This is a genomic window from Jiangella aurantiaca, from assembly GCF_004349105.1.
Taxonomy (GTDB): Bacteria; Actinomycetota; Actinomycetes; order Jiangellales; family Jiangellaceae; genus Jiangella; species Jiangella aurantiaca.
Genome location: NZ_SMLB01000015.1, coordinates 51,796 through 73,168 on the forward strand (window position 1 = coordinate 51,796; position 21,373 = coordinate 73,168).

The window sequence follows — 21,373 nt, forward strand, 5'->3', positions numbered from 1 at the left end:
TCGCCGTCGGTGCCGCATGAGCCTCCCTGGGGACATCAGCCGGTCGGCCCACGCGGCGACACCTCCTTCGCACCACTCGGCAATCGGTCTGGACCGACGACTCGGCGGGACCTCCCCGTCGGTGCCGCAGGAGCCTCCCTGGGCGCCGCCCGCAGGTGGTCGACGGCGATCCGCGCGGCCGTGCCGATGACGCGGTCGGCGGCCGGGTTGCGGAACTCGCGCCCCGGCAGCCGCAGGAACACCGCGACCGCGTACGTCCCGCCGTCGGGGTACTCGACGACGCCCACCTCGTTGCGCACGTGCGACAGCGTGCCTGTCTTGCCGCTCACCCTTACATCATCGTCCGGAAAGCCCGACGTGAGCCGGTGTGGCCAGACCTGCAGTCCCATGATCCGGCGGATCTCGGCGCAGGCCTGCTCCGGCAGCCCGTCGGCGGTCCAGATCCGGCGCAGCAGGGTCGTCGTCTCGCGCGGCGTGCTGCGGTTGGTCTTCTCGGGGTTCAGCACCCCATCGAGGCCGTCCTCCTCGATGATGCGGAAGAGCCCGGCGCAGTCCTCCTCGAGCACCGTCCCGGACAGCCCGAGCGCCGCCATCCCGGCGTTGATGCGCTCGCGGCCGAGCAGCGCCATCAAAGCGTCGGTGGCGTGGTTGTCGCTGACGCTCATCATCAGGTACGCGACGTCGCGCAGCGACAGGTCCGCGTCGTCCAACATCACCGAGAGCCCGGTCGGGCCGAGCGTCCGCGACCCGGCCGGCACCCGCAGCCGGTCCGTCGGCGCCCGCTCGCCGGTCGCGAACTGCCGGCACAGCTCGACCAGCACGGGGATCTTGAACACGCTCGCGGTGACGACCGCCGCGTCCGGGTCCACGCCCACCTCGGCGCCGTCCGCGCCCAGGTCGGCCGCGTGCAGGAGCCCGGCCACGCCGGCCGCCGCGAACGCTTCCCGGAGTTCCCCCTCGACGTCCCCCACGTCTCAGGAGACCTTCGGCGTCGCGCGCACCCCGAGGTGCACGTACGGCGTGGCGTCGGCGAGCTGGTAGAACGTCACCGGCATCCACGTCTCGTTGCCGGGCAGCCGGGTCACGTACAGGTCCTGGCGCACCGGCACCAGGTCCAGCTCCTTCGGCTCGTCGTCCAGCCCCGCCAGCTCGCTCGTGCTGGTCAGCCGCAGCTTCGGCCCGGTCTCGGCCTGCCAGACGTCCAGCCGGACGCTGGTGCGCTCGTACGTGCCCACGTGCGGGGCGATGTCGGCCTCGACCGGCTCGGCCGGCGGGCCCAGCGGCGTGGCCATCTCGACGCCGCCGGCCTCACGGACGATCTCCCGGATCAGTGTCTCGTAGAGGTCGCGGGTGTGGCCGCCGTTGGTCAGCAGCGTGACGGCCATGTCCTTCTCGGGCAGCACCCGCAGCAACGCGGACTGGCCGATGGTGTTGCCGTCGTGACCGAACAGCCGGGTGCCGTTCCAGTCCAGCCGGAACCAGCCGAGCCCCCACGAGTCGGCCAGCGTGTAGGGGTCGGGCAGCTTGACCTGCTCCTCCTGCATGGCGGCGGCGGTGCCCTCGGCCAGCACGCGGGTGCCGTCGGCGGCCACCCCGCCGGCGAGGTGCATCCGGGCGAAGGTGAGCACGTCGGCGACGGTGGCGGCGATCAGCCCGGCCGGTCCGGCCGACCGCGGCAGCACCCAGACCGGTGCCCGGCGGAACGGCTCGTCCTCCTCATGCACGTGGCCGACGGCGGTCCGGTACAGCAGCGCGTCGTCGGGCAGCGTCACCGTGTGGGTCAGCCCGAGCGGTGTGTACAGCAGCTCGCGCATGGCGGCGTCCCAGGTCTGGCCGGTGAGCTTCTCGATCACCCGGCCGGCCGTGGTGAACCCGGAGTTGCAGTACGACCAGGTCGCGCCCAGCGGGTGGTTGAGCGGCAGCCCGGCCAGCGCCGCGACGTACTTCTCCAGGCAGTCGTCGCCGCGCCCGGTGTCGAGGAAGAAGTCGCCGTCGATGCCGCTGGTGTGGGTGAGCAGGTGCCGCATGGTGACCCGCGCCGTGGCGTCGTCGTCGGCCAGCCGCAGCTCCGGCAGGTAGGTGACGACGGGCTCGTCGAGGTCCAGCTTGCCGGCGTCGGCCAGCGCCATGACCACCGTCGCCGTCCACACCTTGGTGATCGAGCCGATCTGGAACAGCGTGTCGGTGGTGACCTCGACGCCGGTGTCGACGTTCGTGACGCCGTAGGCCAGCTCCAGGGTCTCGTCGCCGCGGGCGATGCCCAGGGCGGCGCCGGGTACTCGGTAGCGCTCGGCCAGCTCGTCCAGCCGCCGCTGCCAGTGGTCGCGATCCAGGGTGGTGGTTCGGGTCGTCATCGGGCTCTCCTTCGAGGTGTGCTGGGTGGCCCAGTCGACGATGCGGCGGGCGTAGTCGAGCCGGTGCGACGGGCGGCCGGCCAGGATGAACAGGTGCGACGCGCCGGGGTAGAGCACCAGCCGGGCCGGCACGCCGCGGGCGCGCAGCGCGGCGAACCACTGCTCGGCCTGTCCCGGTGGGCAGCGGTCGTCGGCCAGGCCGTGGAGGATCAGCGTCGGCGTCGTCACGTGCGCGACGTTGGTGTACGGCGACTGCGCGGCGGCCCGCTCGGGGTCGGCGAACGGGAGGGCGGTCTCGTACGCGGCCAGGTAGTGCCCGGCGTCGGAGGTGCCGGCGAAGCTGGTGATGTCGGTCAGCACCCCGCCGGGGATCGCGGCGGCGAACCGGTCGGTGCGGCCGGTCAGCCAGCAGGTCATGTAGCCGCCGTAGCTGTATCCGGTGACGGCCAGCCGGTCAGGGTCGGCGACGCCCTCGGCGACCAGCTGGTCCAGCGGCTCCAGGAAGTCGCGCTCGTCGGCCAGCCCCCACTGGCCGACGGCCGCGGAGTAGAACGCCGCGCCGTAGCCGTCGCTGGCCCGCGGGTTGAGCAGCAGCACCGACCAGCCCCGCTGGACCAGCAGCTGGTGGTAGGAGTGCCCGCCGTCAGGTACTGGGCTCCACGCGTTGTGCGGGCCACCATGGATGTCCAGCAGCAGCGGGCCCGGCCGGCCCGCGGCGGCCGCGCCGGGCGGGCGGAGCAGCCAGCCGTGCACCTCGGTGCCATCGGAGACGGTGAAGACCCACTCCTCGGCGACCGGCAGATCCAGGTCCGCCGGCGAGTGCGCGGTCAGCGTCGTCTCGGCGCCGGTCGCGACGTCGACCAGCGCGACCTCGCCGTACGAGCCGGGCCCGGCGACGACGACGGCGGCGCGCTGCCCGGCCACGGCCAGCCCCGACACGACCCGCCCGGACCCGCCGAGCAGCGGCCGCACCGGCCCCCCGTCGACGCGGACGGTGTAGACGTGCGTGCAGCCGCGGTCGCGGGCGCAGAACACAATCGTGCCGCCGTCGCCCGCGAGCTGCGGCAGCCCGCCGGGATAGCCGGGTCCGCCGGGCATGACGTTGCGGTCCAGGTCCGCGGTCAGGTCGGTCGCCGGACCGCCGTCCAGCGGCACGCGGAACAGCCGGTTGTGCGCGACCGCGACCTCCGTCTGGCCGACGACCACCAGCGCGCCGCCGTCACGGGTCCACGTCACCGGGCCGGCGGCGCGCAGCTCTCCGACGGGCTCGCCCAATTCATCGGGACTGGCGTCAGACCTCGCGGTCGGCTGCCATCGCTTGACGGCGCCGCCGCCGGCCGGCACCACGTAGACGGCCGACGCGCCGGTCAGGTCGGCGTCCGCCGCCGTCACCGCCGGGAACGCGAGCCGGGCGCCGTCCGGCGACCACGCGGGCGGGCCGGCGCTCCAGTCGCCGTCCGTCAGCCGCGTCGTCTCGCCGGTCGCGACGTCGACCACGTGCACGTGCTGGCGCAGGCCGCGCAGCAGCCCGGCGCCGTCGGCCTTGTAGCCGAGCCGGTCCAGCACGATCGGGTCGGTGTCGGCCTGGCCGGTGGTGTCGACGGCGGCGGTGAACGCGATCCGGGTGCCGTCGGGGCTCCAGACCGGCGCGCCGGCGCCCTTCGGCAGGTCCGTCAGCGCCACGGGCTCGCCGCCGCCGGACGCCGGAAGCAGCCACAGCTGCGGCGGCCCGTCGGCGGCGCGCAGGAAGGCGAGCCGCGTGCCGTCCGGCGACCACGCGGGCGAGGCGTCCGCTCGACCGTGGGTGAGCCGCCGCGGCTCGCCGCCGTCCGCGGACACCAGCCAGAGCGACGACGCGTTCTCGTCGGCCTCGGCGTCGCTGCCCTTCAGGACGTAGGCGACCCGCGTGCCGTCGGGCGACAGCGCCGGCTCGGCGGGGACGGTCAGGCCGACGACGTCGTCCGGCGTCAGCGGTCGGGTCATCGGCCCGGCACCTCCAGGATCTCGGCGGCGAAGTGGCAGGCGGCCCGGTGCGGCCGGTCGGCCGCGCCGGGCTGCGGGTCGGTCTCGGCGCAGATCGTGCGCTCCGGCCGGGTCAGGGGACCGATCGGACAGCGACGGTGGAACCGGCAGCCCAGCGGCGGGTCGTGCGGCGACGGCGCCTCGGCGTCCAGGCGCGGGTCGTCGGCGGGGACGGGGTCGTCCAGCGCGACGCCGAATGCCGGCGCGGCGTCCAGCAGCGTGCGGGTGTACGGGTGCCGCGGTGCGGACAGGACGGCGTCGGCCGGGCCGGCCTCGACGATGCGGCCCAGGTACATGACCGCGATGACGTCGCTGACGTAGCGCACCACGGACAGGTCGTGCGAGATGAACAGCATCGTCAGGCCGAGCCGGCGCTGCAGGTCGCGGACCAGGTTGAGCACCGAGCCCTGCACGGAGACGTCGAGCGCGGAGGTGATCTCGTCGGCCAGCACCACCTCGGGCTCGGCGGCCAGGGCACGGGCCAGCGCGACCCGCTGCCGCTGCCCGCCGGACAGCCCGGACGGCAGCGATCGAGCCCGCGCCGGGTTCAGGCCGACCAGCTCCAGCAGCCGGGCCACCTCGGCGGTCCGCGCGGCGCGGCGGCGCCGGACGGGCACCGCCTCGGCGATCGACTCGCCGATGGTCATCCGCGGGTCGAGCGAGGCGTGCGGGTCCTGGAAGACCAGCTGCAGTTTGCGCCGGTCGCGGCGGGTCCGCAGCGGGGCGCAGTCCAGCCGGATCTCGCCGCCGGCCGTCGGGACCAGCCCGACAGCGGCCTTGGCCAGCGTCGACTTGCCGGACCCGGACTCGCCGACCAGCCCCACCACCGAGCCCGCCGGGACGGTGAGGTCGACGCCGTCGACCGCGGTCAGCGCGGACCGGCCGGTCCCGAACCGGACCGTCGTGCCCTCGAACGACAGCTCCCTCATGCCTGGCCTCCCGTGACGGCGTCCAGCGCCAGGTTCAGCGGCTGGCTGCGCGGATGCCAGCAGGCGGCCCGCTGGTCCGGCGCGACGGCGGCCAGACCCGGCCGCACCCGGCAGGCGTCGTCGGCGAACTCGCAGCGGGGCGCGAACGCGCAGCCCTCGGGCCGGTCCGCGGGGTCCGGAGGGCGGCCGGCGATGGTGGCCAGCGGCCGGTCGCGGTCGGTGGCGAGGTCCGGAACGGAGGCCAGCAGCGCGCGGGTGTACGGGTGCGCGGCCTGGCCGAGCCGCTCGACCGGCACCTCCTCGACCACGCGACCGGCGTACATGACGACGACCCGCTCGCACAGCTGCGCGACGACGGCGATGTCGTGCGAGATCAGCACAACGGCCGCGCCGGTGTCCGCCTGCACGTCCTTGAGCAGCCGGAGCACCTGCCGCTGCACGGTGACGTCGAGCGCGGTGGTCGGCTCGTCGGCGATGATCAGCTCCGGAGTGCTCATCAGGCCCATCGCGATCATCGCGCGCTGGCGCATGCCGCCGGAGAACTCGTGCGGGTACTGGTGCGCCCGCCGCTCCGGCGCCGGGACGCGGACGGTACGCAGCCGGTCGACGGCGCGGGCCAGGGCGGCGCGCCGGCCCTGTCGCTCGTGCACCCGGGTCACCTCGGCCAGCTGCCGGCCCACCCGCATCGACGGGTTGAACGAGGTCATCGGGTCCTGGAACACCATCGCGACCTTAGTGCCGAGCAGCTCGCGGACCTCGGCGCCGGTGCGGCCGAGCGGCGCGACGCCGGCCACCTCCAGCCGCTGCGCGGTGACGTGTGCGGCGTCCGGGGCCAGCTGGGCGACGGCGAGCGCGGTGAGGCTCTTCCCGGAGCCGGACTCCCCCACGATGCCGACGGTCTCGCCGCGGCGGACGGTGAGGCGGACGCCGTCGACGGGGTGGGTCCAGCCGCCGCCGGGCGCGGGGAAGGCGACGCGCAGGTCGTCGGCGGCGAGCACGGCGTCCGGCTCGGCCTCGGCGACGGCCGCTTCCTGGGGCGCCGGCTCCGGCACCGTCCGCCGTCGCACCGCGCGCACCCCCACTACCTGCGCGATCGACTCGCCGAGCAGGGTGAAGGCGAGCCCGGCGACGATGACGGCGACGCCGGGGGCCAGCGCCGCGGCCGGGTTGATGTAGATGCGGTCCAGCCCTTCGCCGAGCAGCCGGCCCCAGTCGTAGGCCGGCGGCTGGACGCCCAGGCCCAGGAACGACAGTCCGGCGAACGACAGCAGCGCGGTGCCCGCCATGACGGTCGCGTTGACCACGAGCGGCTCGCCGATGTTCGGCAGCAGGTGCCGGGCGATCAGCCGGAACCGGCCCACCCCCGCCACCCGCGCGGCCGCCACGTAGTCCCGTCCGGCCACCGCGGCCACGTTCGTCTGCACCAGCCGGGCGAACGACGGCGCGCCGGCAAGGCCGATCGCCAGCACCGCGCCGCGCGCGCCGACCCCGAAGATCACCGCGAAGAACAGCGCCAGCAGCAGGCCGGGGAACGCGACCGCGAGGTTCACGGCCGCCGTCACCAGCCGGCCGGCCCGCCGTCCGAGCACCGCCGGCAGCACGCCCAGGATCACGCCCGCGACGACGCAGATCGCGGTGGCCAGCAGCGCGAGGCCGAGCGAGTACCGCGTCGCGACGAGGACGCGCAGCAGGATGTCGCGGCCGAGCGTGTCGGTGCCCAGCACGTGCTCGGACGTGGAGCCCTGCGACAGCGCCGCCGGGTCGGTCTCCTCGGCCGCGTCGCCCCACACGATCGGCGCGACCACGGCCAGGATCGCCAGCACCACCAGCAGGCCCGCCGCCACCGCGCCGACCGGGTTGCGCAGTGCGGCCTGCCACTGTTCGCGTCCCATCAGCCCTCCCTGATGGTCGACCGCGGGTCGGCGACCGCCAGCAGCACGTCGACGACGAGGTTCATCAGCAGCACCGCGGCGCCGTAGACCAGCACGATGCCCTGCACGACCGGGTAGTCCTTGGCGAGGATCGACGAGACGATCGTCATCCCCATGCCCGGCCAGGCGAACACGTTCTCGACCAGCACGGTGCCGACGATCATGCCGCTGAGCAGCAGCCCGCCGATGGTCAGCGTCGAGGTCAGCGCGTTCGGGAAGACGTGGCGCAGGTACACCCGCAGCGGCGGGAGCCGTTTCGCCCGGGCGGTGCGGACGAAGTCCTCGTCCATCACCGCGAGCGCCTCGACCCGGACGATGCGGGCCATCAGCAGTGCCGGTCCGAGCGCCAGCGCCACCACCGGCAGCACGTACGACGCCGCGTCGCTCCGCCCGGCCACCGGGAACCAGCCGAGTGTCACGCCGAACACGAACACCAGGCCGACGGCGAGGAGGAACTCCGGGATCGCCGTGACCACCGCGCTGGTGGACGTGAACCCGAGCTCCGTGCTGCGGCGCCGCCCGCCGCGGGTGAGCACTGCCATCGCCAGGCCGAGGGGGATCGCCGCGAGCATCACCACGACGAACGCCGCCACCGCCAGGCTCGCGGTGGCCGGCAGCCGCTGGCCGATCGTCTCCGACACTGGCACGCCGGACGTCATCGAGACGCCGAGGTCGCCGGAGAACAGCGACCGCACGTAGTCCACGAACTGCACGCCGAGCGGGTCGTTCAGACCGAGCGCCTCGCGCCGCGCGTCCACCAGGTCCGGCGGCGCGGTGACGCCGAGCGCCGCCCGCACCGGGTCGCCGGGGATCAGGTGGATCATCCCGAACGCCAGCGTCACCAGGACCGCGAGCGACACCAGCAGCCGGCCCAGCCGGCGCAGCAGGAACCCCGCCCACGGGTTGCCGGCCCACGCGGGCACCCGGGTCCGCGTGGGCGCGGGCGGTGCGGCGACGGGTGCCGTCACGAGGCCGTCAGCCGGATCGTCGCCGGGATCGGGCCGTCGCCGCCGCGTTCGACGGTGACGCCGTCCAGGAAGATCGGGACGGTCTCGTCGGCGAAGATCAGCACGTCGTTCTCGGCGAACAGCGCCTCCTCCGCCTCCTGCCACTTGTCGCAGCCCTCCTGGCCGGGCAGCGTCATCGCCTCGGCGACGGCGGCCGCGTACCCCGGGTTGTCGATCGAGGCGAGGTTCACCCCGCCGTCGGCCGGCGGCGGACCGGAGAGGAACGGCACCATCTGGCTGGGCAGCCGCAGGTTCACCGGCAGGAGCGCCGCACCCCACGACCCGGTGCCGAAGACCACCTCGTTGTATTCCGTCGGCGGCAGTCCACGGGTGGTGGCGGCGACGCCGAGCTCCGTCCACGTCGCCGCGATGAGCTCGGCCGCCGCCGCGGTGGTGTCACCGCGGGTGCTGTTGTAGATCAGCTCGAGCTGCAGCGATGCGCCGTCCTTGCTGCGCACGCCGTCCGAGCCCGCCGTCCAGCCGGCCGCGTCGAGGGCTGCGGCGGCCGCCTCGCTGTCCTGCGCCGGCAGGTGGCCGTCGACGGCGTCGTAGCGACAGGCCACCGGGTCGATGACGGCGAGCGCCTCGGACCGCTGCCCGTAGCCACCGGTGATCACCGACATGAGCTCCTCGAAGTCCAGCGCCTGGGCGAGCGCCGCGCGGACGGCGTCGTCGGCGCCTGGGTTGCCCGCGGCCTGGTTGAAGAACAGCTCGCCGACGACCGCACGCATGGTGACCTGCTCGTACTGCTGCTCCAGCCGCTGGCGGTCCGGCCCGACGACGGAGGCGGCGTTCAGCTCGCCCGACAGCAGCAGGTTCGCCGCCGTCGACTCGTTCGCGATGACGCGGATGTTCACGGTGGCCGGCGTGCCGGGCTCAACGGCCGTCCTGCCGTCGGGACCCCAGGTGTAGTCGTCGCGGCGCTGGAACGTGTAATGGTCGTCGCGGACCACCTCGGTCAGCTCGAACATCCCGGTGCCGATGCCGTCCTCCTCCAACAGCGACGGATCGTCCAGGCCGGCCTTGCAGGCGATGAAGAGGTCGCCGGTGCTCTGCAGCAGGAACGGGTCGGGCGCGGGCGTGGTGATGGTGACGGTGCGGGCGGCGTCGTCGGCGGTCGCGGTCATCTCGGCCGGGACCAGCACGCCGCGCACCGGGGAGACGTTCGCCTCGTCGACCACGAACTGGAAGTTCGCCGCCACATCGGTTGCCGTCAGCGGCGTACCGTCGGTGCAGGTCACGCCGTCGCGCAGTGTGTACGTGACGGTGGTCGGCGTGACCTCCCACGACTCCGCCAGCCAGGGCAGCTCCTCACCGTCAACGGTGAAGTAGACCAGCTTGTCGTACAGGTAGTTGTCGATGGCGCGGGTCGCCGCGAGCACCGTCAGATGCGGATGCAGGTTGCCCGGGTCGGCGGCGACCGCGGTGGTGAACGTCCCGTCGACGACGGGTTCGGCGTTACCGCCCGCCTCGCTGGGACCGTCCCCGCCGTCGGAGCCGCCGCAGGCGGCAAGGACGACTGCCAGGGCCGCGGCGAGCGCTGGGGCGATGCGCATGACCAACTCCTTCGAGAGAGCAGGTGGTCCGCACAGCCTGGCCCCGTGACCCGGGTCACGTCTTTGTCCGATCCGACGACCCCGGGCGGCAGAACTCGTCGGCCCCTACCGACGCGTCGCGGCGGCTGCTCAGGCGCGCAGCACGCGGCCGGCCCGCTCGCCGGTGAAGCCGCCGCCGTCGACGACCACCCGGCCGCCCAGGACGACGGTCTCCACGCCGTCCGGCGTCACGGCCGGGTCGGTGTAGGTGCCCGCGTGGCCGATCCGCTCGGGGTCGAAGACGGTCACGTCGGCGTGCGCGCCGGGCAGCAGCACGCCGCGGCCGGCCAGCCCGAACTGGCGGGCGATCAGCGACGTCGCCTTGCGGATCGCTTCCTCCCAGGTGAGCACCCGCTGGTCGCGGACGTACGTGCCGAGCAGCCGCGGGAAGCAGCCGTAGGTGCGCGGGTGCTGCAGCCCCATGGGCGGGCCGTTGTCCGAGCCGATGCCGACCAGCGGGCTGGCCATGATCGCGCGCACGTCCGGTTCGGCCATCATTTCCACGACGATCATCGCGGCCGGGTCCTCGACGACGAGGTCGCAGAGGGTGTCGAACGGGTGCTCCGCCTGGCCACGAGCGGTGGCGAGGTCGGCGATGGTGCGGCCGACGGCGTCCGGGTCGCGGTGGCCGGTGACGATGACCTGCGCCGGCGTCGTGTTGGCCCACATGCCGTCGCCGGGGTCGCCGCGCTCGGCGTCGGCCCGCAACCCGACCCGGTAGGCGGGGTCGGACAGGCGCGCCGTCATCGCCGCCGCCCCGCCCTCGGCCGCGCGGTTGGGCAGCAGTGCGAGCAGCACCGTCCCGCCGGCGAGGTACGGGTACTGGTCGCCCATGACGTCGACGCCGGCCAGCCGGGCGGACTCGATGCGCTCCAGCAGGGCCGCGCTCTTGCCGTGCGCGGCCCGCCCGGCCGCCTTGCAGTGCGAGATCTGCAGCCGCACGCCGCCGGCCCGGGCGACCGCGACCGCCTCGTCGATGGCGTCCTCGACGTAGCGGCCCTCGTCGCGCATGTGCGTGGCGTAGGTGCGGCCGTAGGCGCCGGCGACCCGGGCGATCGCCTCCAGCTCGGTCTGCTCGGCGAAGCAGCCGGGCGGGTAGATGAGGCCGGTGGAGAAGCCGACGGCGCCGGCCTCGAACGCCTCGGCGGCCAGCCGCTGCATGTGCTCGACGGCGCCGGGGCGCAGGTCGTCGCCGGCGCCGTTGGCGGTGAGCCGCAGCGTGTGGTGACCGACGAGGTAGGCCAGGTGGTTGGTGGGTCCGTGCTTCTCGACGAGGTCGAGGAACGCGGCGAAGGAGCCCGGTCGCGGCGGGAGGTCGCAGCCCAGCTCGCCGTACATCTCCTGGACGACGGCGGCCGACGCCTCGTCGAGCGGGGCGAAGCTGAACCCGCAGTTGCCGGCCACCTCCGTGGTCACGCCCTGGAGCAGCTTGAACGGCTGTGGGTCGTCCATCAGCGGGACCATGTCGCTGTGGGAGTGGGCGTCGACGAAGCCCGGCGCGACATACAGGCCGTCGCAGTCGACGACCTGGGCGCCGGCGGCGGCGTCGTGCTCGCCGGCGGCGCCGACCGCGCGGATCACGCCGTCGGCGATGACGACGTCGGCCACCACGCCGGGTGAGCCGAGGCCGTCGAACACGGTGCCGCCACGCAGGACGAGTGTCTCGCTCATGGGCGGATTCAACCGCAGGTGGGGTCCTGCGTGTTCGTCGGATCGGCCAAACGTCAGGCGGACTTCTCGCGGCGCTCGCGCTTGCGCGGGCCCTCGCGCGGGACGAGGGTGGGCAGCACGTTGGTCTCGACCACGTCGCGGGTGATGACCACCCGGGCGACGTCGTCGCGCGAGGGCACCTCGTACATCACGTGCAGCAGGACCTCTTCCAGGATCGCCCGCAACCCGCGCGCCCCGGTGCCGCGCAGCAACGCCAGGTCCGCGACCGCCTCGGTCGCGTCGTCGGTGAACTCCAGCTCCACGTGATCGAGCTCGAACAACCGCATGTACTGCTTCACCAGCGCGTTGCGCGGCTCGGACAGGATGCGGATCAGCGCCGCCCGGTCCAGCGGCGACACCGTCGTGATGACCGGCAACCGGCCGATGAACTCCGGAATCAACCCGAACTTCAGCAGGTCCTCCGGCATCACCTCGCCGAAGGTGTTCACCGCGTCGCGCTCGGACTTGGACTGGATCTGCGCGCCGAAGCCCAGGCCGCGCTTGCCGATGCGGCCCTGGATGATGTCGTCCAGCCCGGCGAACGCGCCGCCCACAATGAACAGCACGTTCGTGGTGTCGATCTGGATGAACTCCTGGTGCGGGTGCTTGCGCCCGCCCTGCGGGGGGACGCTGGCGGTGGTGCCCTCGAGGATCTTCAGCAGCGCCTGCTGCACGCCCTCGCCGGACACGTCGCGGGTGATCGACGGGTTCTCGCTCTTGCGGGCGATCTTGTCGACCTCGTCGATGTAGATGATGCCGGTCTCGGCCTTCTTCACGTCGTAGTCCGCGGCCTGGATCAGCTTGAGCAGGATGTTCTCGACGTCCTCGCCCACGTACCCGGCCTCGGTCAGCGCGGTGGCGTCGGCGATGGCGAACGGCACGTTCAGCATCTTCGCCAGCGTCTGCGCCAGGTACGTCTTCCCGCACCCCGTCGGGCCGATGAGCAGGATGTTCGACTTCGACAGCTCGACGGTGTCGTCCTTGCCGTGGCCGCGGGCGGCGGCGGACTGGCGCGCCTGGACCCGCTTGTAGTGGTTGTACACGGCGACGGAGAGCGCCTTCTTGGCGACGTCCTGGCCGATGACGTACTGCTCGAGGAACTCGTAGATCTCGCGCGGCTTCGGCAGCTCGGAGAGCCCGCCGGCCTCGGCGGTCTCGCTGAGCTCCTCTTCGATGATCTCGTTGCACAGATCGATGCACTCGTCGCAGATGTAGACCCCGGGGCCTGCGATGAGCTTCTTCACCTGCTTCTGGCTCTTACCGCAGAACGAGCACTTGAGCAGGTGGTCAGCGTCGCCGATGCGTGCCACGCGGTACGTCCTTCCGTCTACAGTTGCGATCTCGGCCGTGCGGCCGAGGATCCACGGGGCGGGCCGTTGGTGTCGGGCCCACGTCGCGGATCGACGTCGTGCGTATCGCCGGCCCTCGCGAGCCCTGCGTTGCCTTCGACGTTACAACGTCTGATGGACAAACGGGCACCCGGAGACCGGATCGAACCCGGCGCGTCGCGGGCGGGCGCCGTCGAGCAGGCCGAACGCGAACGGCCACGGGTGCGGGCCGTCCCGCACCCGTGGCCGTCATGCGCCGTGCCGTTCGTCCCGGCGCCGGGCTCAGCCGACCAGGCTGGCCTTGCGCGAGGCGGTGAAGTTGTCCACCAGGCCGTAGTCGATGGCCTCCTGAGTGGTCAGGATCTTGTCGCGCTCGATGTCGTTGCGCACCTGCTCGAGGCTGCGGCCGGAGTGGTCGGAGAGCATCTTCTCCAGCAGCGCCCGCATCCGCAGGATCTCGTTCGCCTGGATCTCGATGTCGCTGGCCTGGCCGTAGGTGCCCTCGGTGTAGGGCTGGTGGATGAGGATGCGCGCGTTCGGCACCGCCAGCCGCTTGCCGGGGGCACCGGCCGCGAGCAGCACGGCCGCCGCGGACGCCGCCTGGCCCATGCACACCGTCCGGACGTCCGGCTTGATGAACTGCATGGTGTCGTAGATCGTCGTCATCGCGGTGAACGAGCCACCGGGCGAGTTGATGTAGATCTCGATGTCGCGGTCGGGCTCCATCGACTCCAGGCAGATCAGCTGCGCCATGACGGCGTTGGCAACGTCGTCGGTGATGGGGGTGCCGAGGAAGATGATGCGCTCCTCGAACAGCTTGCCGAACGGGTCGATCCGCCGGAAGCCGTAGGACGTGCGCTCCTCCCACTGCGGGATGTAGTAGTTCACTGGGTCTCCTCTGTCGGGGTGGTCGCTCGTGGTGTCGTGGACGGCGTCAGGCCGTGCCGCCGCCCTGGGAGACCTGCGAGGCGCTCTCGACCACGTGGTCGACGAAGCCGTACTCGAGCGCCTCCTGCGGCGTGAAGTAGCGGTCCCGGTCGGAGTCGGCCTCGATGCGCTCGACCGGCTGGCCGGTGTGCTGCGCGATCAGCTCGGCCATCTCGCGCTTGGTGCGCAGCATCGCCTCGGCCTGGATGCGGATGTCGCTGGCCGAGCCGCCCATGCCGCCGGACGGCTGGTGCATGAGGATGCGGGCGTGCGGCAGCGCGTACCGCTTGCCGGGCGCGCCCGCCGTCAGCAGGAACTGGCCCATCGAGGCCGCGAAGCCCATCGCCACCGTGACGACGTCGGGCTTCACGTACTGCATGGTGTCGTAGATGGCCATGCCGGCCGACACGGAGCCGCCGGGCGAGTTGATGTAGAGGTTGATGTCGCGGTCGGGGTCCTCGGCCGCCAGCAGCAGCAGCTGCGCGCAGATGGCGTTGGCGTTCTCGTCGCGGACCTCGGAGCCGAGGAAGATGATGCGCTCGCGCAGCAGCCGGTTGTAGATGTGGTCGTCCAGACCACCGCCGATGCTCGGCGCGGGGGTGTGGGCCTGAATGAGGGACGGGCCCGACGTCTCGGGGCGTGTGCTCACCGTGATCTCCTTGGGGCTACTTCTGGTCGTCGAGACCGTATGAGACTTCCTGCTTCTGTGTGGTGCCATCGACACTAACCACAAAGGCCGCGGCGACCATCCGCCGCATGGCCCGTGTTCGCTGACGGCGTGCGCGGCAGGTCGATATGGTGCGGAAACGCGATCAGGTGACCAGCCGTGGGCATGGTCACCTGATCGGCGTTCTCGTACTGGTCCGGCCGTCAGGCCTTCTTCTCGGCGTCGTCGGCGGCCTCGTCGGTCTCGGCCTCGGCCGCCTGAGCGTCCGCGTCCGCCGTCTCGGCGTCCGCCTCGTCCGTCGCGTTCTCGTCCAGCTCGGCGAACTCGAACGAGCCGTCGACCGCCGGGGCGGCGACGCCCTCGACCTCGCCCGGCTCGGCCAGCGTGCCGTCCTCGCGGAGCCGGTTCAGCTCGACGGCGTTGCCGGAGGCGTCGGTGACCTTGGCCTTCTCGACGGCGAGCGCCAGCGCCTTGCCGCGCGCGACATCGGCGACGATGGACGGCAGGTTGCCCTGGTCGACCAGCTGCTGGGCGAGCTGGTTCGGGTCGACCCGGGAGCGCATCGCCTGCTGGATGATGTAGGAGCTGAGCTCGTCCTGTGAGACCTCGATGCTCTCGGCCTTCACCAGCTCGTCCAGGACGAACTGCTGCCGGAGGTTGTCGCGCATCTGCTTCTCGAACTCGGCGCGGTGGTCGTCGTCGCCGTGGCCGTCGGCCAGGTGGTCCTCGACCTGCTGGGCGATGAGCTCCTCGGGCAGCGGGACGTCGCCGGCGTTCGCGATGACCTGCTCGAGCACCTTGTCGCGGGCAGACATGGCCTGCTCGATGCGCTTGCTGTTCAACGCCTGCTCGCGGATGTCGTCGCGCAGCTCGTCGAGGGTGTCGAACTCGCTGGCGAGCTGGGCGAACTCGTCGTCGAGGTCGGGCAGCTGCTGCTCCTTGACGGCGTTCACCGTCACCTCGACGTCGACCTCTTCGCCCTCGTGCGTGCCGACCAGCGTCGTCCGGAACGTCTTCGACTCGCCCGCCGACAGCCCGACCAGGGCGTCGTCCAGCCCTTCGACCATGCCGCCGCGGCCGATCTGGTACGACACGCCGCTGGCCTGGCCACCCTCGACCGGCTCGCCGTCGTCGGTGGCGTTGAGGTCGATCTGCACGAAGTCGCCGTCGGCGGCCGCCCGCTCCACCGTCGCCAGCGTGCCGAACCGCGCTCGCAGCGCGTCGAGCCGCTCGTTGATGTCGTCATCGCCCACCGCGATGTCGTCGACCTGGACCTCCAGGCCCTCCCACTCCGGCAGCTCGATCTTCGGCTTGACCGTGACCTCGGCGGTGAACTTGAGGTCCTCGCCCTCACCGAACTGCGGCTGGTCGATCTCGGGCTGCGCCAGCGGCGTCAGCTCGTTCTCCCGCATCGCGTCCTGGTAGATCTGCGGGATCGCCTCGTTGACGGCCTCCTCCAGCACCACCGGCCGGCCGATCCGCTGGTCGATGACCATCGGCGGCACCTTGCCCTTGCGGAACCCCGGCACCGTCACCTGGGCGGCGATCCGCTTGTACGCGGACTGGATGTTCGACTCAAGCTCGGCGAAGGGAACCTCGACCGCGAGCCGGACCCTGGTCGGGTTGAGGGTCTCGACGACGCTCTTCACGCTGACGTGTCTCCTGTGTGGGATGGTGTGCGGTCACGATCGCAACGGTTCTTGCTCTTGCTTCTGCTGTTGCGAAAGCGGGCTGGTCGGGGCGACAGGACTCGAACCTGCGATCTCCTGCTCCCAAAGCAGGCGCGCTAGCCACTACGCTACGCCCCGGGTGCCCGGACAAGTCTAGGCCAGATCACAGGGTACTCTGTCCCACGGGCCTCAGGCCCCGCGCGGGTGTAGCTCAATGGCAGAGCCCCAGCCTTCCAAGCTGGTCATGCGGGTTCGATTCCCGTCACCCGCTCCACCACTCCCCCGCAGCTCAGCGGGTATGCGGTCAGCCTTCACCGCTGATCACGAGGCCAATTCGTCGTCATCGTGCCCGTCGCGTGCCCGTTCATCGCTCTGTGGCCGCCCGCGAAGGTAGGCCTGGGCCAGGGCGTCCAACGCCGCGGCGAGGGCATGATCACGCTCCCGGGTGGCGTGCTGGTAGATCATCGCCGCGCGAGGGCTGGCATGGCCGAGACGCTCCATCAGCTCGCGCAGACTGGCCCCCGTCGTCGCGGCGAGCGTCGCACCGGTGTGGCGAAGGTCGTGGAAGTGCAACTCGGGCACACCGGCCGCGGTCGCCGCCTGACGCCAGACGGTGTGGAAGTTCGTCCGCGTCGGTGTCGCGCCCTTCGGCCCGATGAACACGCGGCCGTCCGGACCCGGCTCCGCGAACTCGGCCAGATGCGACCGCAGCTCCGGGACGATGACCTCAGGGATGGCGATGACGCGGCGGCCGGCGGCCGTCTTCGGCGTCGACACGATCTGCTTTCCCTTGACCTGCTGCACCGCTCGCTCGACCCGGACCGTCCGCTCGTCCAGGTCAACGTCGAGTCGCCGCAGGCCCATCAGCTCCCCCCATCGCAGGGTTCCGAACGCAGCCAGCAGCACGAGCACCCGGTAACGAGGCTGGATCGCGTCAGCGATGGCGAACACCTCCGCCAGCGTCGCGGTCCTGCGCTCAGGGCTGGCCTCCGTCCCCGCACCCTTGATCTGGCACGGGTTCCGGCGGATCAGCCCGTCCTCCACCGCCGTCGCCATGACGGTCTTCAGCAGGCGATAGGCCTTCGCGACCGTCACCGGCCCGACCCCGTCGTCGAGCCGTTCCTTCCGCCAGCTCCGCACCCGCGCCGGGGTGACATCGCCGAGGCCGAGCGCACCGAGCTGGGGCGCGATGTGCAGCCGCAGCAGACCTTCGTACAGCTCCACCGTTCGGGGGCGCAGGTTCGGCCGCTCGACGATCCACCCCGCCGCGAACTCCCTCAACGGAACGCTCGCGCCCGCCGGGTCGAGCCAGTCACCGCGCCGGATCTCCAGCTCCTTGTCCGCTAGCCACATATTGGCGTCGGTCTTGGTCGCGAACGTGTACGGCGCCGGCCGGTCGATCCCGTCCGGGCCGTGATAGCGAGCCTGGAACCGGCCCGATGGCAACTTGCGTACCCGCCCGAACCGACGCCTCGACGCCATCAGAGCACCCGCCCATACGGGTCCTTGCGAGTACGCCGAGTCGCCTCCACCGTCCGCTCCTCCACCCACGCCGCAAGCGCGGACGACGGAATCCGGACGAGCCGACCGACCTTCACGAAGTCGATACGGCGCTCAGCAATCAGCCGCCGGGGAAACCGCGGCCCGGTACCGAGCAGCTCAGCAGCCTCTTCCACGGTCAACAGCCGATCCATCATGATCGTTCCTTTCTGTCATGCCGCCGGGGCGGCGGCAGGTTGTGCAATCGCCGAAAGATCCGACGCAACAGGTCCGGCGCGGGTCTTCGCGTCTTCGTATTGCGCTCGCCAGCGCTGTTTCTGGGCAATGGCGTGGCCGATCAGACGGGCGTAGGTGGGACCATCGACGTCGCCGGGGTGAGTGACGGTCCAGACGAACCGCGGCTGCCCGTCGGGCCGTGTGGCGGTTGCCGAAAGCTCGTCGTGGTCGTCCATCTCCACACCTGCCTCGGCGAGGACGGCGCGGACGACGGCGGCGCGGTCGGCCCGGTGCTGATCCAGCGTCTTGCCGGTCCACCGACGCGAGACGAGAACGCGGCGGCCGCCGAGGCCGAGGTGGTCTCTGTCGTGCGCCTTCGACCCGCAGCGGCCGGGTTCCATGCCGCCCTTCGCGTTCTTGGGCTGGACGCCGTAGCGCAGCCAGTTCGCGCACGTGGGCGAGCACGGCAGCCATCGCACCTCTTCGGCGATCCGATCGATGTGCGCCCTGCGCGCGGCCGGGACGGGGGCCTCGCCGTCGTCGTGGAGCGGGTCGGTGATCGACTTCGTGAGGTACTTGGTCAGGTAGCCGATGACCCGGTCCGCCAACGGCGTGCCCGCGATGACGCCCTGGATGTCGACCTGCGACCCGGCGCGGATTACATGCGCCGGCCGGGCGTCCGGGTGGTCGTCGATGGCGTCCAGGGCCTCATCCCACGACGGCAGCACCGCACCGGTGGCCGGGTCGGCGTAGGCCTCGGCCAGCTCGTCCCACACCGGCAGCGTCTCCGGGTCGGTGTAGACGGGTTCGTCGAGCTGCGGCCACCACACCTGGTGGTAGGTCGCCGCTACGACTTGTTTGATGAGCTTGCGCGGGATGGCGCCACGGATGGCGGCGTGCAGGTGCGGTGCGAGGCGGCGTTGGGGTTCGACGGTGGCGAAGTACTGCACCGAGTAGCCGGTGGCGCGTCGGAGGTTCTGCCAGAACCGGTCCACCAGCTTCGGGAAATGCATCGCATCCAACGCGGCCCGCCGATAGTCATAGTTCGCCGGGTCGACCGGCACGCCCTCGCTCGTGACGCGCCCGTAGGACGGCAGGGTGAGGGTGACGAACATCGACGGCCGGTAGGTCTTCCCATCCGGCGAGGTAAACACCCGCCCCGTCGTGCGATCCGACACCGCCAGCCGCGGAAGATCCGGAGCGTCCTGCCGCCGCCTGGTCGACCGCACCCGCCGACCCGAGTCCTCACCTTCGCCGGCCTGGTCGCCGTCATCCTCCCCGCCGTCCTTGTCTGTGGCGTCGGGGTCGGCGGGCTCGGGTTTGGGTGGGTCTTCGGTGAGGTGCCAGCCCTCACGGCACTGCTGAATCCTGAGACGCCGAGCGGTGTCGGCGCAGGACGGGCAGACCTTCGCGCGGGTGGCTCCGCACGGGATCACCGCCGTGCGGGACACACCCGTGAGGGTGTCGGTGACGTGCTGCAGGATCGGCCGCACGCACACGCCCTTCGCGGCGGCGAGCTCGCGCAAGGTGGCGTCGTCCGGGAGGCCTGCCGTGAGTGGCGTGACGGTCACGCCCGCACCCCCGCAGCCTCACCCTCGGATTCGCTCGCCGTGCCGTCGTCGTTGGCGCCCTGGTCGTCGAGAGCGGATGCGCCGAATGCGGTCAGCTCGCGGCGCAGGTCGGCGGTGCGGGTGGCGATGGTTTCGGCGGTGTGCTCGTCGACGAACGGGAACCGGACCCGTTCCAACCGTCCCGCATCGGTGGCGACAACGGCGACACCGCGCATGGCCTCCGGGATGTCGACCGGGGACACCTCGGCCTCGCGGACGACGGGGCCGAGGATGGCTTCGGCGGCGTCCTTGGACATCACGCGCCAGGCCGTGCGCACCGAGGCGTTGTCGCGGATCGCCGTGGGCAGGGCATCGGCGGTGGGCTTCTGCGTGAGCAGGCGGGTGATGATGCCGGCGGAGCGGCCCTTCTTCACCAGCACCGAGAGCCGGGCGGTGATCTGGTAGGCGAGCTGCTTGGTGTCGTTGTCCATGCCTTTGGTGTCGGTAAAGGTCTGCACCTCGTCGACGACCAGGAACACGGCTGGGTGGTTCGGGTCGAGGGGCAGGTTCCAGAAGTTCGCCTCGCCCCGCGTCGCCTTCTGCGTCTTCAAGCGGTGGCGCATCAGCCCGTGCACCTGCTCCACCACCCGGAGGACCGCCTCGAGGTCCTCGTCCTCGGCGCAGTACGCGGCAGCTCGAGGCGCGATCCAGGACCAGTCCTCCCCGCCCTTGCCATCGGCCACCACGTACTGCACGGCCGGGTTCTGGATCAGCCCACACGCCAGCGACGTCTCCCCCGCGGTCTTCCCGGAGCCGGGGACGCCGCCGCCGACCTCGGCCGCGATGTTCGCATAGTTCCGGGTCCGCCACAGCCCGTCCTCACCAATCGCGAACCGCACCCTGCGCAGGTCCGTCACCGGCGGCACGTCGGTCAGGATCACCGGTTCGGCGAGCACGTCGAGCAGCACTAGGACCAGCTCGACCCGGCCGGGACCGGCAGACGTGACGCGGACTTCGGGGACCCCGAACGCGTGCGCCAGCTCGTCGGCCTGCCGGGCGAAGTCGGCCGGCGCCTGCCCATCCAGCAACCGCACGTGCAGCACGTCCCCGACCGGAGCCAACGTCACCTTTCGAAGCGTCGGGGTGAGGTGGTCGCCGCCCGGAACAGGCACGTGGAGGTTGCATGCGACCATGACGGCGTCCCAGCGGGAGCCGTAGGTGTGGCGCAGCCGATGCCGAGCAAGCAGCCGGTTCACGAACCAGGTGTGCGACTGCGGGTGCAGGACCCGCCACGCGAACGACAGCACCGGCGGGAGCACGGCCAGGAGGACGAGGCCGACCCATCCCAACGTCGAGTAGGCGAACAGGACCACAAGCGTCGCGGTGACTAGGATGCGCAGCCGCCAGAGCAGCCGGATCAGCCACCAGCCGGTCAGCAGCGACACCGCCCCGTTCACCCGCTTGCGCGGCAGCGCCAAGACCGTCTTCACGAGCGTGAGCAGGTTGGTCACCGTCACCACCCGCCCTGCTCATCGGCCAGAGTGGCGGCGACGGCGGCGCGGGCCCTCGCTTCGAACCGTTCGGTGCGGGTGGTGACCCAGCAGTTCGGGCACAACGTCCCAGCACCATGCAGCGGCATCCCCGCCCCGTTCAGGCTCGTGGCGCAGCGGTTGCAGTGCCGGGTGTGCAGGCGTGGACGGCTTCTCATCGGAACTCACCTCTCAGCGCGGTCAACCGGGCATGCCGGGACCGGACGGCTTCGTGACAGTCGTTGCAGGTGGCCTCACCGGTGCCGAGGTGGAACCACACCTCCACGGCATCCACCGGACGGCCACAGGACGAGCAGGCGGTCACCGCAGACACGACAGATCACCGCCAGCGCGCCCCTGCTCGGGCAGGCACTCCGGGCAGCGGGCGTTCCCCGGCACGTCGGCGGCGGTGAAGACGAACCAGGCACCCGCAGTGCT

The 21,373-nt window shown here is 72.0% G+C and carries 16 protein-coding genes and 2 tRNA genes; 1 reads left to right on the forward strand and 17 read right to left on the reverse strand.

Features of this window, described 5'->3' with window-relative positions; all coding sequences use genetic code 11:
* Nucleotides 1-35: 35 nt before the first annotated feature.
* From E1262_RS13165 to E1262_RS13220, 12 genes are all read right to left on the reverse strand, one after another.
* Nucleotides 36-971: a serine hydrolase gene (locus tag E1262_RS13165; protein WP_132103594.1), complete on the reverse strand. Its 936-nt coding sequence runs from the start codon at nt 969-971 to the stop codon at nt 36-38.
* A 3-nt stretch (nt 972-974) separates the two neighbouring features.
* Complete coding sequence (locus E1262_RS13170; RefSeq protein WP_132103595.1) at nt 975-4,337, reverse strand: serine hydrolase; 3,363 nt, start codon at nt 4,335-4,337, stop codon at nt 975-977.
* On the reverse strand, nt 4,334-5,305 hold the full coding sequence (locus E1262_RS13175; protein ID WP_132103596.1) for an oligopeptide/dipeptide ABC transporter ATP-binding protein: 972 nt from the start codon (nt 5,303-5,305) through the stop codon (nt 4,334-4,336). Before E1262_RS13175 ends, E1262_RS13170 begins: the two co-directional genes overlap by 4 nt.
* Nucleotides 5,302-7,197 (reverse strand): dipeptide/oligopeptide/nickel ABC transporter permease/ATP-binding protein, encoded by a 1,896-nt coding sequence (locus tag E1262_RS13180; protein WP_132103597.1) that lies wholly within the window; start codon nt 7,195-7,197, stop codon nt 5,302-5,304. The genes E1262_RS13175 and E1262_RS13180 overlap by 4 nt, the downstream gene beginning before the upstream one ends.
* The gene (locus E1262_RS13185) at nt 7,197-8,204 is read right to left on the reverse strand and encodes an ABC transporter permease (RefSeq protein ID WP_203453829.1); all 1,008 of its coding nucleotides are present in this window, start codon (nt 8,202-8,204) and stop codon (nt 7,197-7,199) included. Before E1262_RS13185 ends, E1262_RS13180 begins: the two co-directional genes overlap by 1 nt.
* Complete coding sequence (locus E1262_RS13190) at nt 8,201-9,799, reverse strand: ABC transporter substrate-binding protein (RefSeq protein ID WP_132103598.1); 1,599 nt, start codon at nt 9,797-9,799, stop codon at nt 8,201-8,203. The genes E1262_RS13185 and E1262_RS13190 overlap by 4 nt, the downstream gene beginning before the upstream one ends.
* A 129-nt stretch (nt 9,800-9,928) precedes the next feature.
* Nucleotides 9,929-11,509 (reverse strand): N-acyl-D-amino-acid deacylase family protein, encoded by a 1,581-nt coding sequence (locus E1262_RS13195; RefSeq protein ID WP_132103599.1) that lies wholly within the window; start codon nt 11,507-11,509, stop codon nt 9,929-9,931.
* A gap of 53 nt (nt 11,510-11,562) precedes the next feature.
* Nucleotides 11,563-12,858, reverse strand: a complete 1,296-nt coding sequence (clpX, locus tag E1262_RS13200; RefSeq protein WP_132103600.1) for an ATP-dependent Clp protease ATP-binding subunit ClpX — start codon at nt 12,856-12,858, stop codon at nt 11,563-11,565.
* A gap of 300 nt (nt 12,859-13,158) precedes the next feature.
* On the reverse strand, nt 13,159-13,764 hold the full coding sequence (locus tag E1262_RS13205; RefSeq protein ID WP_111253303.1) for an ATP-dependent Clp protease proteolytic subunit: 606 nt from the start codon (nt 13,762-13,764) through the stop codon (nt 13,159-13,161).
* Between the two features lie 46 nt (nt 13,765-13,810).
* Entirely contained in the window at nt 13,811-14,452 is a 642-nt protein-coding gene (locus E1262_RS13210) for an ATP-dependent Clp protease proteolytic subunit (protein ID WP_420810523.1), read from the reverse strand.
* Nucleotides 14,453-14,673: 221 nt separating this feature from the next.
* Nucleotides 14,674-16,119 carry a trigger factor gene (tig, locus tag E1262_RS13215; RefSeq protein ID WP_132103602.1) on the reverse strand — a complete coding sequence of 482 codons (1,446 nt, stop codon included), beginning with the start codon at nt 16,117-16,119 and terminating at the stop codon, nt 14,674-14,676.
* A gap of 83 nt (nt 16,120-16,202) precedes the next feature.
* Nucleotides 16,203-16,278: transfer RNA gene (locus E1262_RS13220), tRNA-Pro, on the reverse strand.
* Between the two features lie 62 nt (nt 16,279-16,340).
* Here E1262_RS13220 and E1262_RS13225 point away from each other — a divergent pair.
* Nucleotides 16,341-16,414, forward strand: a tRNA-Gly gene (locus E1262_RS13225).
* A gap of 47 nt (nt 16,415-16,461) precedes the next feature.
* On the opposite strand, the gene E1262_RS13230 is transcribed toward E1262_RS13225, so the two are convergent.
* From E1262_RS13230 to E1262_RS13250, 5 genes are read right to left on the reverse strand one after another with little or no spacing between them, the layout of a single operon-like run.
* Nucleotides 16,462-17,622: a tyrosine-type recombinase/integrase gene (locus E1262_RS13230; protein ID WP_132103603.1), complete on the reverse strand. Its 1,161-nt coding sequence runs from the start codon at nt 17,620-17,622 to the stop codon at nt 16,462-16,464.
* Entirely contained in the window at nt 17,622-17,837 is a 216-nt protein-coding gene (locus tag E1262_RS13235) for an excisionase family DNA-binding protein (protein ID WP_132103604.1), read from the reverse strand. The genes E1262_RS13230 and E1262_RS13235 overlap by 1 nt, the downstream gene beginning before the upstream one ends.
* 15 nt (nt 17,838-17,852) lie before the next feature.
* Complete coding sequence (locus E1262_RS13240) at nt 17,853-19,382, reverse strand: replication initiator (RefSeq protein WP_132103605.1); 1,530 nt, start codon at nt 19,380-19,382, stop codon at nt 17,853-17,855.
* Between the two features lie 41 nt (nt 19,383-19,423).
* Entirely contained in the window at nt 19,424-20,926 is a 1,503-nt protein-coding gene (locus E1262_RS13245) for a hypothetical protein (protein WP_162605886.1), read from the reverse strand.
* Entirely contained in the window at nt 20,920-21,114 is a 195-nt protein-coding gene (locus tag E1262_RS13250) for a hypothetical protein (protein ID WP_132103607.1), read from the reverse strand. The genes E1262_RS13245 and E1262_RS13250 overlap by 7 nt, the downstream gene beginning before the upstream one ends.
* Between the last annotated feature and the right edge of the window lie 259 nt (nt 21,115-21,373).

Coding starts and splice junctions, on each gene's coding strand:
- E1262_RS13170 (WP_132103595.1), bottom strand. CDS start 4,337: ATGACCCGACCGCTGACGCCGGACGACGTCGTCGGCCTGACCGTCCCC.
- E1262_RS13230 (WP_132103603.1), bottom strand. CDS start 17,622: ATGGCGTCGAGGCGTCGGTTCGGGCGGGTACGCAAGTTGCCATCGGGC.
- E1262_RS13190 (WP_132103598.1), bottom strand. CDS start 9,799: ATGCGCATCGCCCCAGCGCTCGCCGCGGCCCTGGCAGTCGTCCTTGCC.
- E1262_RS13250 (WP_132103607.1), bottom strand. CDS start 21,114: ATGAGAAGCCGTCCACGCCTGCACACCCGGCACTGCAACCGCTGCGCC.
- E1262_RS13175 (WP_132103596.1), bottom strand. CDS start 5,305: ATGAGGGAGCTGTCGTTCGAGGGCACGACGGTCCGGTTCGGGACCGGC.
- E1262_RS13235 (WP_132103604.1), bottom strand. CDS start 17,837: ATGATGGATCGGCTGTTGACCGTGGAAGAGGCTGCTGAGCTGCTCGGT.
- E1262_RS13180 (WP_132103597.1), bottom strand. CDS start 7,197: ATGGGACGCGAACAGTGGCAGGCCGCACTGCGCAACCCGGTCGGCGCG.
- E1262_RS13195 (WP_132103599.1), bottom strand. CDS start 11,509: ATGAGCGAGACACTCGTCCTGCGTGGCGGCACCGTGTTCGACGGCCTC.